We start from the raw sequence: 14,298 nt of genomic DNA, 5'->3' as shown, positions 1-14,298 counted from the left end.
TTAGCATCCCTGACGGGAACTAATACGAAAGGCTGATATTTCTCCGCCGCAACTATAATTCCTGCGGTAAATGTCACAAAAAAACAGGCGAGCGGCCGGGTAAAGCTGGTTTGCGTGATAACAAGCGAGACTGTCGGGCGATGAAATTTAAGTTAGCGTAATTAATAATAGCGGCATTATTTAGTATTTTTTGAATTCCTTACATTCCTGGCTATTGCACATCTGAATTTATGGCTCTATTATTAGGTCAACAAACCACCCCCCATTATAAGTTTGAGATTACTACAATGAGCGAAGCACTTAAAATTCTGAACAACATCCGTACTCTTCGTGCGCAGGCAAGAGAATGCACCCTCGAAACGCTTGAAGAAATGCTGGAAAAATTAGAAGTTGTAGTTAATGAACGTCGTGAAGAAGAAAGCGCTGCTGCTGCTGAAATCGAAGAACGTACTCGTAAACTGCAGCAATATCGTGAAATGCTGATTGCTGATGGTATCGATCCAAATGAATTGCTGAACAGCATGGCTGCAGCTAAAACCGGTACTAAAGCTAAGCGTGCTGCTCGTCCTGCTAAATATAGCTATGTTGACGAGAACGGCGAAACTAAAACCTGGACTGGCCAGGGTCGTACTCCTGCTGTTATCAAGAAAGCCATGGATGAGCAAGGTAAACAGCTGGATGACTTCCTGATCAAGGATTAATCAAGCCGCATTCAGAAAAATCCCGCATAATGCGGGATTTTTTTTAACCAAAATTTGTCGCAAACATCCCCTTACACTCTGTCATAAAGCGTTATTCTCCCGTTTCGCCGCAGTTACTCCCGGCTGGTCTCTGGATCTTATGGGCATAAAAAACCGGTGGGCCAGGCCTCACCGGTTTTGAACATTTACCACTATGGCTTATTTCTTAATACCTACGCTCTCTTTGAGCCAGGTTTTAAATTCTTCACCAAGGGTATTGTGGCGAATGCCATATTCCACGAATGCCTGCATATAACCGAGCTTATTACCGCAGTCATGGCTCTTACCTTTCATATGGTAAGCCTCAACGGTCTCTTTCTCGATCAGCATATCAATGGCATCGGTCAACTGGATCTCATCACCCGCGCCTGGAGGCGTTTTAGCCAGCAGAGGCCAGATTTCGGCGCTCAGGACATAGCGACCCACTACAGCCAGGTTTGAAGGCGCTACGTCGGCTTTAGGCTTCTCTACGACGCCAACCATTGGCACACTTTCACCCGGCTCAAGGTTAACGCCTTTGCAGTCAACCACACCGTAAGCCGTCACGTCTTCCACCGGCTCAACCATGATCTGGCTGCTGCCCGTTTCGTCGAAACGTTTGATCATCTCAGCAAGGTTATCCTGAGAGAGATCGGATTCGTATTCATCCAGAATTACGTCTGGCAGAATCACCGCCACAGGCTCGTCACCCACAACAGGGTGTGCACACATGACGGCGTGGCCCAGACCTTTCGCCAGCCCCTGACGAACCTGCATAATAGTTACGTGCGGAGGACAAATAGACTGAACTTCCTCTAACAGCTGACGCTTAACACGTTTTTCCAGCATGGCTTCAAGTTCAAAGCTTGTATCGAAATGGTTTTCGATAGAGTTTTTTGATGAATGTGTAACCAGCACAATTTCCGTAATGCCGGCTGCGATACATTCGTTGACGACATACTGGATTAATGGCTTATCAACCAGAGGCAGCATCTCTTTAGGAATCGCCTTAGTTGCTGGTAACATCCTGGTCCCCAATCCCGCTACCGGGATGACGGCCTTTCTGACTTTCGAATTTAGGGCAGCCATTCAAATTCTCCTGAGCTGTTCAAGTTTTGAACTTTTATGCAATAAATAACGCGTTGAGTATATCAGTCTCGCCCCGCAGTTCGGGTCTGAAAAGAACGCGTTGCCGATCAATTAGGATAAATACGCATGAATCTGGGCAGCGATAGTAGCACTCCCCGTAAAACACAGGTAAAGCAATCTTAAAATTAAGATCCAATTGCTTATTCCGTGGACAACATTAAGCGTAGCCGTCCCCCGGCGCCCCAAATTTGGCACTGCCAGGAGGAACAGCGGTGGCTTATTTGATTAAGATACGCCGTTCCCAATGTCCCAAGCGGCACACCGTTACTCACCTGAATATGGTGCTCACCGGTATTCAGTGAAGCGTTGAGGCCGGCTGAAACGAGGATAAGATTTTTTAAACCGCTGTGGTAATAACCGACCAGCAGCGGAAACTGTCCGGGTAAATTCGCCTGACGAAAAAGCTGGTTGACTTGTTTGAGTAAACTGCCTAACTCCGGCAACCGTTGTCCCTGATGCGATAACTGTTCCTGCAGCAAACCGTTAAATAACGCACGAAGGAGTAACGCCGCTAATACGCCGTTATCCCCCGCCCGGGTGACATCCAGGGAATAAAACGCAAGATCGACATCAGACAGTGGCGCAATATCCAGCACCAGCCCAGGCTGGTCTGCCGCCACCAGCTGACGATAATTGATACGGCAATGCGAAATGGTTTGCTGAACGGGCGGCTGGAGTTCTTGTAAAAGCTTCGCCGCAGCGGGCGGATCGCTGACCAGGGCATCCCAGTCCTGGAAAAGGCGTTCCTCTTCCTCTACCCGGGAATTAAACATATTCGGATAAAGACAGGCTAATACCGTTTCCCGTAACCGGTTCAGATCCTTGACCGGCTTAAGCAGAATATCCTGCACCCCAAGACGCAACGCTTTCGCGATATCCGCCATATTCTCAGTGGCGGATATCACCAGAATCGGCGTCTGGTTGCCTTCGTTACGCAGATGTTCAACCAGCTTCAGCCCATTCATCCGCGGCATCGCAATGTCGCAAATCATCAAATCGGGCGTGATGCTGTTCATTTTCTCCAGGGCGTCGATGCCATCTTCAGCCAGTGACGTGTTAGCGCCCAGTGAGGACAACCACGAATCCAGTAGCGATCGGAAAACGGGCTCGTCTTCTACAATCAAAATATGTTTTCCGGCCAATGGCTGCGTCATGGTTCCTCCCCTGGCTGACAGTAACTAAATAGTGGCATGCGATCGGCACTATCGCCTGTCAGATTTTGCTGAAGTAGTCAAAAAAAGGTGCTTAACGTGCTGTTCGCACAAAAGGCAACAGTTCGTTCATTTTCTTTTCGACGGCTAACGAGCCCGCTGCGATGGCGGCCTCAGCCCGATGGAAATCGAGGGTAGAGATTTGTGGACAGTACGGTTGAATAAGAATGTCTGGCGGGTCGCCGGCCATACGATTTCGCTTGAGGCGGTTCTCAAGTACCTGGATTGAGGTGGTCATGATTTCGATGGCTGTCGGGGCCGCCACCGCGCGTCGTGCAGTCATACGCCCGATTCGACCACGCAGGCGCTCATGCCAGGCCAGTTTTTCGCCCTCAGGTTCGTCGCTCTGCAGATTGACCGGCATAAGATCCTGTTGCATCAGGTGGGCATCATGCTGCAGGTCCACGGCAATCACGATGTCTGCCCCCATGGCACGCGTCAGAGATATGGGGACCGGATTAACGACGCCACCGTCGACAAGCCAGTAGCCGTTATGCGGCACAGGCGCCATTAAGCCCGGTATACTGCAGGAGGCGCGAACGGCAAGATGGATATCCCCTTCAGTCAGCCAAAGCTCGCGACCGGTGCTAAGATTCGTCGCGACGGCGCCGAACGGCATCTGGCAATCCGTGAAGTCTTCGAGAGGCATAACCTGGCGGAACTGGTTAAAGACGCGTTCGCCGCGTAAGAGTCCGCCACGCTGCCATGAGAGATCCATCAGACGAAGCACGTCCCAGTAACTGAAGGAACGCACCCAGGTCTCGAGCTCCGGCAGCTTCCCGCACGCGTAAGCGGAGCCGACAAGCGAGCCGATTGAACACCCTGCAACAATATCGACGTCAACACCCATCTGTTTTAACGCGTTAATCACGCCGATATGTGACCATCCGCGGGCTGCACCTGAGCCCAGCGCCAGTCCTATTTTAACCTTTCTCATTAGCCCTGTTTTACGTCCCCTGGATTCCTGACATAGCATCAACGCAACAGCTCAGTTAACATAGTGCTACCCGAAGCGTTTAACGCCTTTATTTATTGTTCCAGGAAGAGAATCGTGTCTCAACTCTGCCCTTGTGGTAGCGCTCTGGAGTATAGCCTATGTTGCCAGCGATATCTTTCTGGCGATCAGGTTGCACCAGAGCCGTCACACCTCATGCGTTCACGGTACACTGCTTTTGTGATCAAAGACGCAGACTACCTGATTAAAACCTGGCACCCGTCCTGCCACGCGGCGGAATTCAGACAGGAGATCGAAGCCGGGTTCGCCAGTACGCAATGGCTTGGCCTTACCGTCTATGAATCCTCAACCGGGAGTCATGCTGATGAGGGTTATGTCAGCTTTGTGGCCCGCTTTACCGAGAATAATAAGCCTGGCGCCATTATCGAACGTTCCCGGTTCTTAAAGGAAAGCGGGCAATGGTATTATATTGACGGAACGCGCCCACAGTTTGGTCGTAACGATCCCTGCCCGTGTGGTTCAGGTAAAAAATTTAAAAAGTGTTGCGGGCAGTAACGCCTGACAACCCAGACTTCGCAAATACAAACAGGATTTCCCGGCGATGCAATCAATACAACGTAAAGTTCTGCGCACCATCTGTCCCGATCAAAAAGGACTGATCGCACGAATTACCAACATTTGTTACAAGCATGAACTGAATATCGTGCAGAACAACGAGTTCGTTGACCACCGTACCGGACGTTTCTTCATGCGTACCGAACTGGAAGGTATTTTCAACGACACCACCCTGCTTGCCGATCTGGACAGCGCGCTGCCGGAAGGCTCCGTGCGTGAACTGACCCCCGCAGGCCGACGCCGCATCGTGATTCTGGTGACCAAAGAGGCGCATTGCCTGGGCGATCTGCTGATGAAAGCCAACTACGGCGGTCTGGACGTCGAAATTGCGGCCGTTATCGGCAACCACGAGACGCTGCGCACGCTGGTCGAGCGTTTTGATATTCCATTCGAGCTGGTCAGCCATGAAGGCCACACCCGTGAAGAACACGACAACCTGATGGCGCAGGCCATTGAAGCCCACAACCCGGACTACGTGGTGCTGGCGAAATATATGCGCGTGCTGACGCCATCCTTCGTGGCGCGCTTCCCGAATAAGATCATCAACATTCACCACTCGTTCCTGCCGGCCTTTATCGGTGCGCGTCCTTACCATCAGGCCTATGAGCGTGGCGTGAAGATCATCGGAGCCACGGCGCACTACGTGAATGATAACCTGGATGAAGGTCCTATCATCATGCAGGACGTAATTCATGTGGATCACACCTACACGGCTGAGGACATGATGCGCGCCGGGCGCGACGTTGAGAAGAATGTGCTCAGTCGTGCGCTGTATCAGGTGCTGGCGCAGCGGGTATTCGTTTACGGTAACAGAACCATTATTCTTTAATCCCAGGGAAATGAATTGATTAGCTTTGCACCTTTACGGATAAAAAGCAGGCAAACGACGTCATTTCACTAAAGGAATGCTTTACAGGGGCGCCTCATTTGATATGATGCGCCCCGCTTCCAGCAGGAAGCAGGCCAGTTAATAGCATTACCCCGTGGTGGGGTTCCCGAGCGGCCAAAGGGAGCAGACTGTAAATCTGCCGTCATCGACTTCGAAGGTTCGAATCCTTCCCCCACCACCATCATTTCCATGCGCTGTAAAATCTTCCTTACCTTAACGCTCCACAATTTTTCGATATATGAATCCGTTGTAGGCCGGGTAAGGCGCAGCCGCCACCCGGCGACAGATGGCTATATCGGTGGCAAACGTCGCGTCACCGGCGTGCTTTTCACAATCGACGTATTGCACTGGGCATGCTCCGCCAGCCCGTCCAGCAGCGCATCAAGCTGTTCGATAGACCGCACCACCAGCCGGATAACAAAGCAGTCCTCCCCGGTCACTTTGTCGCTCTCAATACACTCCGGCATTGCCTGAATGTACTTATCCACTTTATGCAACAGCCCCGGCAGTGGCCGTACGCGCACCAGCGCCTGCAGCGTATACCCTAACGCCGCCAGGTTCACCCGCGCGCCATACCCCTGAATCACACCGCGCTCTTCCAGCCTTTTCAGGCGCTCCGCCGTGCTGGGTGACGTCAGCCCGATACGCCCGCTGAGCACCTTCAGGGACATACGCGCATCCTCAACCAGACAGGCTAAGATTTGTCGGTCGATATCATCAAGTAGGCATTCCATCGTTTTCACCTAATTTTAAAAAGTCATTTAGCTCTTAAACCTTATATCACCCCTGTAAAACACGACAGCCATTTTCGACAATAACGTCATCAATCAGGAGGTGGATGATGCGTGATTTCCATAAAGGCGTCTGGCAAATGAGCCTGGCGATGTTAATTTCCGGCTCAATTGGCGCGTTTGTTTTACTGTCCGGTCTGCCGGTAACGGAAGTGGTGTTCTGGCGCTGCCTGATTGGGGCAGTAGCACTGTTCATTTTTATTCGCATGAGTCGAAAGCCGTTTAGCCCCCTCACCCGCACGACGCTGCTGCTGGCGATCCTCGGCGGAGCGGCATTAGTGGTGAACTGGCTGCTGCTCTTCGCGGCCTATGAACGGATCTCAATTGGTCTTTCGACCGTGGTGTATAACACTCAGCCGTTTATGCTGGTATTGATGGGGATGCTTTTCGGCGAGCGTGTCAGCCTGGTGAAATGGGGCTGGCTGGTGCTCGCCTTTGGCGGCGTGGTCATTTTGCTCTCCAGTGAATTGACCAGCGCACATGGCGCCGACTGGCTCGCCGGGATCGGGCTGGCAATGGCCGCTGCCTTCTTCTATGCGGTAACGGCCATGATTGCCCGCAAGCTGCGATCGGTTGCGCCGCAGCATATTGCCTTCATCCAGGTGCTGACGGGCGTCGTCATGCTTCTGCCGTTTGCCCGCATGCCGTCATTGTCCGCCGATTTCCCCTGGCCGATCTTGCTTACGCTGGGCATTGTCCATACCGGCATTATGTATCAACTGCTCTACAGTGCGATTCAGAAGCTGCCGACGCCCATTACCGGCTCGCTGTCGTTTATCTATCCGGTGGTGGCGATCGTTGTTGATAATCTGGTATTTGGACACTCGCTGAACCTGACGCAGCTGGCAGGCGGCGCGCTGATCCTGTTTGCTGCAGCGGGCAATAACCTGGGCTGGGGCGAAAAAAAACCCCGCGAGTGCGGGGTTGGTATCAAAACGGCAAATTAGCGACGGGCGCGTACAATCTGGTATTTGCGCGTCAGGTATTCCACCGGCGCGCTCCAGATGTGCACCAGGCGAGAGAACGGGAATAACACAAACAGCGTCATCCCCAGCACCAGGTGAACGCGGAAGATAAACGCCACGCCGTCCAGATGTTCAGATGCACCACCGTGGAAAGTCACCACAGACTGCGCCCAGCCCACCAGCTTCATCATTTCACTGCCGTCCATATGCTGCGCCGAGAACGGAATGGTCAGCAGACCCAGCGCGCACTGCACCATCAGCAGGGAGAGGATCAGGATGTCCGCCCCGGTGGTGGTTGCCCGCACGCGGGGGCTGAACAGACGACGTTTCAACAACAGCAGGCCCCCCACCAGGGTCATCACCCCGCAGGCCCCCCCGGCGATCATCGCCATCTTCTGCTTCACCTCAATGGGCAGCCACGCTTCGTACATCCAGTGCGGCGTCAGCATGCCGAGGAAGTGGCCGGCAAAAATGCCCAGAATACCGATGTGGAACAGGTTAGAGGCCACATGCATCCCTTTACGATCCAGCATCTGGCTGGAGCCAGCGCGCCAGGTATACTGGCCGTAGTCATAACGCAGCCAACTTCCCACCAGGAACACGGTGCCCGCGATATACGGGTAGATGTCAAAGAAGAACATATTCAGGAAGTGCATTATTGCTGTCCTCCGTTAGAGATATTCAAATATTGCGGGGCAACGGCACCGGCAAAACGACGCTGGTGAGCAGAGATTTCAGACTCGCCACAGCTCTGGTCAGCAAAGAATTTCACCTGTTCTTCCTCCCAGACGGCATCCAGCGCCTGCGGGGTATCGTCCCGGGCTTCATCGGCGATTTTCTCCGCCACTTTTTCACTGTCGACCGACGCGTTGGCCAGCTTCACCAGCAGGTCGAACAGCACCGCGTAGCGGCTCTCGCGCTGCTGAAGCCGCGCGCCGAGCAGCGCCAGGATCGGCGCGATGTCCTGCAGACCACCCAGCGCCTCCTCTTTCGGCAGCTGCGCCAGATACTCCAGATAGAGCGGCAGATGGTCCGGCAGCTCGCGGCTGTCGAGCTGCAGGCCGTGCTGCTCGTACTGCGCCATCAGGTCGACCATTGCCTGACCGCGGTCGCGGGACTCACCGTGAACATGTTCAAACAGCAGCAGCGAGGTTGCCCGCCCGCGGTCAAACAGCTGGCTGTAGTCCGCCTGCGCATCGAGAAGATCGCGCGCTAACAGGTCGCGGAGGAAAACCCCAAGCCGCTGGGCATCCTCTTTATCCAGGTTTTCGGATGACGCGAGTGCATCAAACAGCTCCTGCTGATGCTGCACCAGCGCAGCATCCGGGTACTCCAGCAGACGCGAAACAATGACGAGTTCAATCATGAGTGCGGCTCCGTTTTACTGGTCACATCCATGGCATCGATACGGCGGCTGTTGAACAGATTGAATTTGCTGTCTGACCCGTGGCAGCCGTCGCCAAAGGTAAAGCCACAGCCATTTTTCTCCGGGAAGGCTTCGCGGGCCAGTTCACGGTGGCTGCTCGGCACCACGAAACGATCTTCGTAGTTGGCAATCGCCAGGTAGCGGTACATCTCCTCCGCCTGCGCTTCGGTCAGACCGACCTCTTCCAGCGCACGGGTATCGGTCACGCCGTCCACGGTTTCGGCACGTTTGAAGTGGCGCATTGCCAGCATACGTTTCAGCGCCAGCAGTACCGGCTGGGTATCGCCTGCGGTCAGCAGGTTTGCCAGATACTGAACCGGGATACGCAGGCTTTCCACGTCCGGCAGAATGCCGTTACTGCCCAGCTCGCCCGCATCCGAGGCTGACTGAATCGGCGACAGAGGCGGCACGTACCAGACCATCGGCAGCGTGCGGTATTCCGGGTGCAGCGGCAGGGCCAGCTTCCAGTCCATCGCCATTTTGTACACCGGAGACTGCTGCGCGGCGTCAATCACGCTCTGCGGAATGCCGTCCTTCAGCGCCTGCTCAATCACCTTCGGATCGTTCGGGTCGAGGAACACGTCCAGCTGACGCTGATACAGATCTTTCTCGTGCTCGGTGCTGGCAGCGTTTTCAATTGCGTCCGCGTCGTACAGCAGCACGCCGAGGTAGCGGATACGGCCTACGCAGCTCTCGGAGCAAACGGTCGGCATACCGGCTTCAATACGCGGGTAGCAGAAGATGCACTTCTCAGACTTGCCGCTCTTCCAGTTGAAGTAGATTTTTTTGTACGGGCAGCCAGTGATGCACATCCGCCAGCCGCGGCACTTGTCCTGGTCGATAAGGACAATGCCGTCTTCTTCACGCTTGTAGATGGCACCGCTCGGGCAGGTCGCCACGCACGCCGGGTTGAGGCAGTGCTCGCACAGGCGCGGCAGATACATCATGAAGGTGTTTTCGAACTGGCCGTACATCGCCTTCTGCATGTTCTCGAAATTCTGGTCTTTGGCGCGTTTTTCGAACTCGCCGCCCAGGATCTCTTCCCAGTTTGGACCGCTGGTAATTTTGTCCATGCGCTGACCGGTGATCAGCGAGCGAGGACGGGCGATAGGCTGGTGTTTGCTTTCCGGCGCGTTGTGCAGGTTCTGGTAGTCGTAGTCAAACGGCTCGTAATAATCCTCAATGCCCGGCAGATGCGGGTTAGCGAAGATTTTTCCCAGAAGCAAAGCGCGGTTACCCATGCGCGGCTGCAGCTTACCGTTGATTTTGCGGATCCAGCCGCCCTTCCACTTCTCCTGGTTTTCCCAGTCGGTCGGGAAGCCGGTGCCCGGCTTACTTTCCACGTTGTTGAACCAGGCATACTCCATACCTTCACGGCTGGTCCAGACGTTTTTACAGGTGACCGAGCAGGTATGACAGCCGATGCATTTATCCAGATTCAGCACCATGCCGACTTGTGAACGAATTTTCATTTTACGCTCTCCTGTACCTGGTCATTACCTTCGCCGTCTAACCAGTTAATATTCTTCATCTTACGTACCACCACGAACTCATCGCGGTTCGAACCTACGGTGCCATAGTAGTTAAAGCCGTAGGCCAGCTGGGCATAGCCACCGATCATATGGGTCGGTTTCGGCGTAATACGGGTCACGGAGTTGTGGATCCCGCCGCGCTGCTCGGTGATTTCTGACCCCGGCAGGTTCACGATACGCTCCTGCGCGTGGTACATCATGGTCATCCCGGCCGGTACGCGCTGGCTCACCACCGCACGCGCCGTCAGGGCACCGTTGCTGTTGAACACTTCGATCCAGTCGTTATCTTCGATACCCAGATCTTTGGCGTCCGTTTCGCTCATCCAGACAATCGGACCACCGCGCGACAGGGTCAGCATCAGCAGGTTGTCGCTGTAGGTGGAGTGGATCCCCCACTTCTGGTGCGGTGTCAGGAAGTTCAGCGCCTTCTCCGGGTTACCGTTCGATTTCGCACCCATTACGGTTTTCACGGAGCGGGTGTCGATTGGCGGACGGTAAACCAGCAGGCTTTCACCGAAGTCGCGCATCCACTGGTGATCCTGATACAGCGACTGACGACCGGAGAGGGTGCGCCATGGGATCAGCTCGTGAACGTTGGTGTAGCCAGCGTTGTAAGAGACATGCTCATCTTCGAGGCCAGACCAGGTCGGGCTGGAGATAATCTTGCGCGGCTGCGCCTGAATATCGCGGAAGCGGATTTTCTCTTCCTCTTTATTCTTCGCCAGGTGCGTATGGTCGCGACCGGTAAACTCACTCAGCGCCGCCCAGGCTTTCACCGCGACGTGGCCGTTGGTTTCCGGTGCCAGGGTCAGGATCATCTCTGCGGCATCAATCGCCGTGTTAAGGCAGGGCTGGCCTTTCGCCGGGCCGTCCGCTTTGGTGTAGTTAAGCTTACGCAGCAGATCCATTTCGCTCTGGGTGTTCCAGGCAATCCCTTTCCCGCCGTTACCGATTTTCTCCATCAGCGGGCCGATAGAGGTAAAGCGTTCGTACGTTGCCGGGTAATCACGTTCAACCGGAATAATGTGCGGCGCGGTCACGCCCGGGATCAGGTCGCACTCGCCTTTTTTCCAGTCCTTCACGTCCAGCGGCTGCGCCAGTTCGGCAGCGGAGTCGTGCTGGATTGGCAGCGTCACCACGTCGGTCTCTTTACCGAGGTGCCCTACGCAGACCTCAGAGAATTTCTTCGCGATGTCCTTGTAGATATCCCAGTCGCTTTTCGATTCCCACGCCGGGTCAACGGCCGCAGACAGCGGATGAATAAACGGATGCATATCCGAGGTATTCATGTCGTCTTTTTCGTACCAGGTGGCGGTAGGCAGCACGATGTCGGAGTACAGGCAGGTACTGGAGAGACGGAAGTCGAGGGTCACCACCAGATCCAGCTTGCCGTCGAGACCGTTGTCTTTCCACTCCACCTCTTTCGGCTTCACGCCGCCCTGCTTGCCGAGATCTTTCCCCTGAATGCCGTTTTCGGTACCCAGCAGGTATTTCAGCATGTACTCGTGGCCTTTACCGGACGAGCCCAGCAGGTTGGAGCGCCAGATAAACAGGTTACGCGGATGGTTTTTCCCGTTTTCCGGCTGTTCTGCCGCGAAACGGATTGAGCCATCCTTCAGTGATTTCACGGTGTAATCCACCGGCGACATCCCCGCCTTCTTCGCCTCTTCCGCGATGCGCAGCGGGTTGGTGCCCAGTTGAGGCGCAGACGGCAGCCAGCCCATGCGCTCAGCACGCACGTTGAAGTCAATCAGGTGGCCGCTGTAGCGGGATTTATCCGCCATCGGCGACAGCAGTTCCTGGGCGGTGACCGTTTCGTAGCGCCACTGGCTGGAGTGGTTATAGAAGTAAGAGGTGCTGTTCATGTGGCGTGCCGGGCGCTGCCAGTCGAGGGCAAACGCCAGCGGCTGCCAGCCAGTCTGCGGACGCAGTTTTTCCTGGCCTACGTAGTGCGCCCAGCCGCCGCCGCTCTGACCGACACAGCCGCAGAAAATCAGCATGTTGATCAGACCACGGTAGTTCATATCCAGGTGATACCAGTGGTTCAGACCCGCACCGACGATGATCATCGAACGGCCATGGGTCTTGTCGGCGTTTTCAGCGAACTCACGGGCGATACGCACGATCTGCGCGCGAGGTACACCGGTGATCTGTTCCGCCCATGCCGGGGTGTAGGCTTTCACGTCGTCATAGCTGGTCGCACAGTTTTCATCGTTCAGACCACGCTCCAGGCCGTAGTTCGCCATGGTCAGGTCATAAACGGTAGTGACCAGCGCGGTAGAGCCGTCGGCCAGCTGCAGGCGTTTCACCGGCAGCTTATGCATCAGGACGTTCTGCAGCTCAACCTTGTTGAAATGCTCGGAACCTTCGCCGCCGAAGTACGGGAAACCGACCTCGGCGATCTCGTCCTGGCTACCCAGCATGCTCATACGCAGTTCCGTCTCTTCGCCAGTCGTGCCGTTACGTTGCTCAAGGTTCCACTTGCCCTTCTCGCCCCAGCGGAAGCCGATAGAGCCGTTTGGCGCCACCAGTTCGCCGTTGCTGTTATACGCGACGGTTTTCCACTCAGGGTTATTTTCCTGGCCCAGAGCATCCACCAGATCGGCGGCGCGCAGGGTGCGGCCGGCGGCGTAGTACCCGTCACGTTCTTCCAGCATCACCAGCATTGGCATGTCGGTGTAGCGGCGGACGTAGTCGGTGAAATACTGGCTGGGCTTATCCAGGTGGAACTCGCGCAGCATGACGTGGCCCATCGCCATCGCCATCGCGGCATCGGTGCCCTGCTTCGGAGCCAGCCACAGGTCGCACAGCTTGGCGATTTCGGCGTAGTCCGGGGTGACCGCCACGGTTTTGGTGCCTTTGTAACGCACTTCGGTAAAGAAGTGCGCGTCTGGCGTACGGGTCTGCGGCACGTTAGAGCCCCAGGCGATGATGTAGCTGGAGTTGTACCAGTCCGCAGATTCCGGCACGTCGGTCTGCTCGCCCCAGGTCTGCGGAGAGGCTGGGGGCAGGTCGCAGTACCAGTCGTAGAAGCTCAGGCAGGTGCCGCCGATTAAGGAGAGATAGCGCGCGCCGGAGGCATAAGAGACCATGGACATCGCCGGGATCGGCGAGAAGCCCGCCACGCGGTCAGGACCGTAGGTTTTAACGGTGTAGACGTTAGAAGCGGCAATCAGCTCGTTGACCTCTTTCCAGGAAGAACGCACAAAGCCACCGCGACCGCGGGCCTGCTTAAAGCTTTTCGCTTTGTCCGCATCTTCAATGATGGAGGCCCAGGCATCAACCGGATCGCTGTGCTGCACTTTCGCTTCACGCCACATTTTCATCAGGCGCTTGCGCATCAGCGGGTATTTGAGGCGGTTCGCGCTGTAGAGATACCAGGAGTAGCTGGCGCCACGCGGGCAGCCGCGCGGTTCGTGGTTTGGCATATCCGGACGGGTGCGCGGATAGTCGGTCTGCTGCATTTCCCAGGTCACCAGACCGTTTTTAACGAATATCTTCCAGCTACATGAGCCAGTGCAGTTCACGCCGTGGGTTGAACGGACGACTTTGTCATGCTGCCAGCGCTGGCGGTAACCGTCTTCCCAGTCCCGGTTGGTATCCAGAACCTGGCCGTGCCCATCGGCAAAAGTTTCGCCCTTCTGTTTGAAGTAGCGAAACCGGTCCAAAAATTTGCTCATCGGGTATCTCCTGTGTGGAGCCTGTGGCTCTCTAAATCGACATTGCTGATTTGTAGCGAAGGTAACGCCCTGAAAGAGGGGGAGAATTGATAACGATCAAGACGACGCGGGACTTCCCAGGGTGGGGTTACGCTGAATACCACCAAAGCGGTATTTTCTAAAACATCTCATCTTGTTGATATATAAGATTATTTGTTTTTTACCGTACAAAAAACAGGGCGTTCGTTAACATCTCAGGTATTAAGGGGTAGACCCCCCTGTAAAGCGATGGCGATCACAGTGTTACCCGCTGGTTTCCTCTGCGCGCGTTTCAGTATGTTGTAACTAATCATCAGCAAAAAAAACGCGACCCGAAGGCCGCGTAAA

12 protein-coding genes and 1 tRNA gene are annotated in these 14,298 nt (G+C 55.0%); 5 read left to right on the top strand and 8 right to left on the bottom strand.

Annotated features, from left to right (window positions below; genetic code table 11):
- The first annotated feature begins 287 nt into the window (after nucleotides 1–287).
- Entirely contained in the window at nucleotides 288–701 is a 414-nt protein-coding gene (hns, locus tag C5687_RS10465) for a histone-like nucleoid-structuring protein H-NS (protein ID WP_008502781.1), read from the top strand.
- Between the two features lie 198 nt (nucleotides 702–899).
- Here hns and galU read toward each other — a convergent pair whose 3' ends face one another.
- From galU to rssA, 3 genes are all read right to left on the bottom strand, one after another.
- Complete coding sequence (gene galU, locus C5687_RS10460) at nucleotides 900–1,808, bottom strand: UTP--glucose-1-phosphate uridylyltransferase GalU (RefSeq protein ID WP_008502780.1); 909 nt, start codon at nucleotides 1,806–1,808, stop codon at nucleotides 900–902.
- Between the two features lie 200 nt (nucleotides 1,809–2,008).
- Nucleotides 2,009–3,022 (bottom strand): two-component system response regulator RssB, encoded by a 1,014-nt coding sequence (rssB, locus tag C5687_RS10455; RefSeq protein ID WP_045286278.1) that lies wholly within the window; start codon nucleotides 3,020–3,022, stop codon nucleotides 2,009–2,011.
- A gap of 91 nt (nucleotides 3,023–3,113) precedes the next feature.
- Complete coding sequence (rssA, locus tag C5687_RS10450) at nucleotides 3,114–4,016, bottom strand: patatin-like phospholipase RssA (RefSeq protein ID WP_045286277.1); 903 nt, start codon at nucleotides 4,014–4,016, stop codon at nucleotides 3,114–3,116.
- A 114-nt stretch (nucleotides 4,017–4,130) separates the two neighbouring features.
- Between rssA and C5687_RS10445 the strand changes: the two genes are divergently transcribed.
- The 3 genes from C5687_RS10445 (at nucleotide 4,131) to C5687_RS10435 (ending at nucleotide 5,719) form a co-directional block, all read left to right on the top strand.
- Entirely contained in the window at nucleotides 4,131–4,589 is a 459-nt protein-coding gene (locus C5687_RS10445) for a YchJ family protein (protein ID WP_104556899.1), read from the top strand.
- Nucleotides 4,590–4,635: 46 nt separating this feature from the next.
- The gene (gene purU / locus C5687_RS10440) at nucleotides 4,636–5,478 is read left to right on the top strand and encodes a formyltetrahydrofolate deformylase (protein WP_104556898.1); all 843 of its coding nucleotides are present in this window, start codon (nucleotides 4,636–4,638) and stop codon (nucleotides 5,476–5,478) included.
- 156 nt (nucleotides 5,479–5,634) lie between these two features.
- Nucleotides 5,635–5,719 (top strand) — tRNA-Tyr (locus C5687_RS10435).
- A gap of 109 nt (nucleotides 5,720–5,828) precedes the next feature.
- Here the strand turns inward: C5687_RS10435 and C5687_RS10430 are convergent.
- On the bottom strand, nucleotides 5,829–6,272 hold the full coding sequence (locus C5687_RS10430) for an Lrp/AsnC family transcriptional regulator (RefSeq protein ID WP_047959819.1): 444 nt from the start codon (nucleotides 6,270–6,272) through the stop codon (nucleotides 5,829–5,831).
- Nucleotides 6,273–6,379: 107 nt separating this feature from the next.
- Between C5687_RS10430 and C5687_RS10425 the strand changes: the two genes are divergently transcribed.
- A complete protein-coding gene (locus C5687_RS10425; protein WP_047958842.1) occupies nucleotides 6,380–7,276 on the top strand; it encodes a DMT family transporter in 897 nt (298 codons plus the stop codon).
- Here C5687_RS10425 and narI read toward each other — a convergent pair.
- Genes narI through C5687_RS10405 form a run of 4 tightly spaced genes read right to left on the bottom strand, consistent with a single transcriptional unit; the run spans nucleotide 7,273 to nucleotide 13,932 of the window.
- Nucleotides 7,273–7,950 (bottom strand): respiratory nitrate reductase subunit gamma, encoded by a 678-nt coding sequence (gene narI, locus C5687_RS10420; protein WP_045286274.1) that lies wholly within the window; start codon nucleotides 7,948–7,950, stop codon nucleotides 7,273–7,275. The genes C5687_RS10425 and narI overlap by 4 nt on opposite strands.
- Entirely contained in the window at nucleotides 7,950–8,660 is a 711-nt protein-coding gene (gene narJ, locus C5687_RS10415) for a nitrate reductase molybdenum cofactor assembly chaperone (RefSeq protein ID WP_025756544.1), read from the bottom strand. Before narJ ends, narI begins: the two co-directional genes overlap by 1 nt.
- Nucleotides 8,657–10,192, bottom strand: coding sequence for a nitrate reductase subunit beta (narH, locus tag C5687_RS10410; RefSeq protein WP_104556897.1), 1,536 nt, complete (start codon nucleotides 10,190–10,192; stop codon nucleotides 8,657–8,659). Before narH ends, narJ begins: the two co-directional genes overlap by 4 nt.
- Entirely contained in the window at nucleotides 10,189–13,932 is a 3,744-nt protein-coding gene (locus C5687_RS10405; protein WP_104556896.1) for a nitrate reductase subunit alpha, read from the bottom strand. The genes narH and C5687_RS10405 overlap by 4 nt, the downstream gene beginning before the upstream one ends.
- Nucleotides 13,933–14,298 lie beyond the last annotated feature (366 nt).

It is taken from the genome of Enterobacter sichuanensis, assembly GCF_002939185.1.
Lineage (GTDB): Bacteria > Pseudomonadota > Gammaproteobacteria > Enterobacterales > Enterobacteriaceae > Enterobacter > Enterobacter sichuanensis.
Note: the sequence above shows the minus strand (reverse complement) of the source record. Positions and strands in the feature narration are given on the sequence as shown.

Coding starts and splice junctions, on each gene's coding strand:
- C5687_RS10425 (WP_047958842.1), top strand. CDS start 6,380: ATGCGTGATTTCCATAAAGGCGTCTGGCAAATGAGCCTGGCGATGTTA.
- rssA (WP_045286277.1), bottom strand. CDS start 4,016: ATGAGAAAGGTTAAAATAGGACTGGCGCTGGGCTCAGGTGCAGCCCGC.
- narI (WP_045286274.1), bottom strand. CDS start 7,950: ATGCACTTCCTGAATATGTTCTTCTTTGACATCTACCCGTATATCGCG.
- C5687_RS10430 (WP_047959819.1), bottom strand. CDS start 6,272: ATGGAATGCCTACTTGATGATATCGACCGACAAATCTTAGCCTGTCTG.
- narJ (WP_025756544.1), bottom strand. CDS start 8,660: ATGATTGAACTCGTCATTGTTTCGCGTCTGCTGGAGTACCCGGATGCT.
- narH (WP_104556897.1), bottom strand. CDS start 10,192: ATGAAAATTCGTTCACAAGTCGGCATGGTGCTGAATCTGGATAAATGC.
- hns (WP_008502781.1), top strand. CDS start 288: ATGAGCGAAGCACTTAAAATTCTGAACAACATCCGTACTCTTCGTGCG.
- rssB (WP_045286278.1), bottom strand. CDS start 3,022: ATGACGCAGCCATTGGCCGGAAAACATATTTTGATTGTAGAAGACGAG.
- galU (WP_008502780.1), bottom strand. CDS start 1,808: ATGGCTGCCCTAAATTCGAAAGTCAGAAAGGCCGTCATCCCGGTAGCG.
- C5687_RS10405 (WP_104556896.1), bottom strand. CDS start 13,932: ATGAGCAAATTTTTGGACCGGTTTCGCTACTTCAAACAGAAGGGCGAA.
- purU (WP_104556898.1), top strand. CDS start 4,636: ATGCAATCAATACAACGTAAAGTTCTGCGCACCATCTGTCCCGATCAA.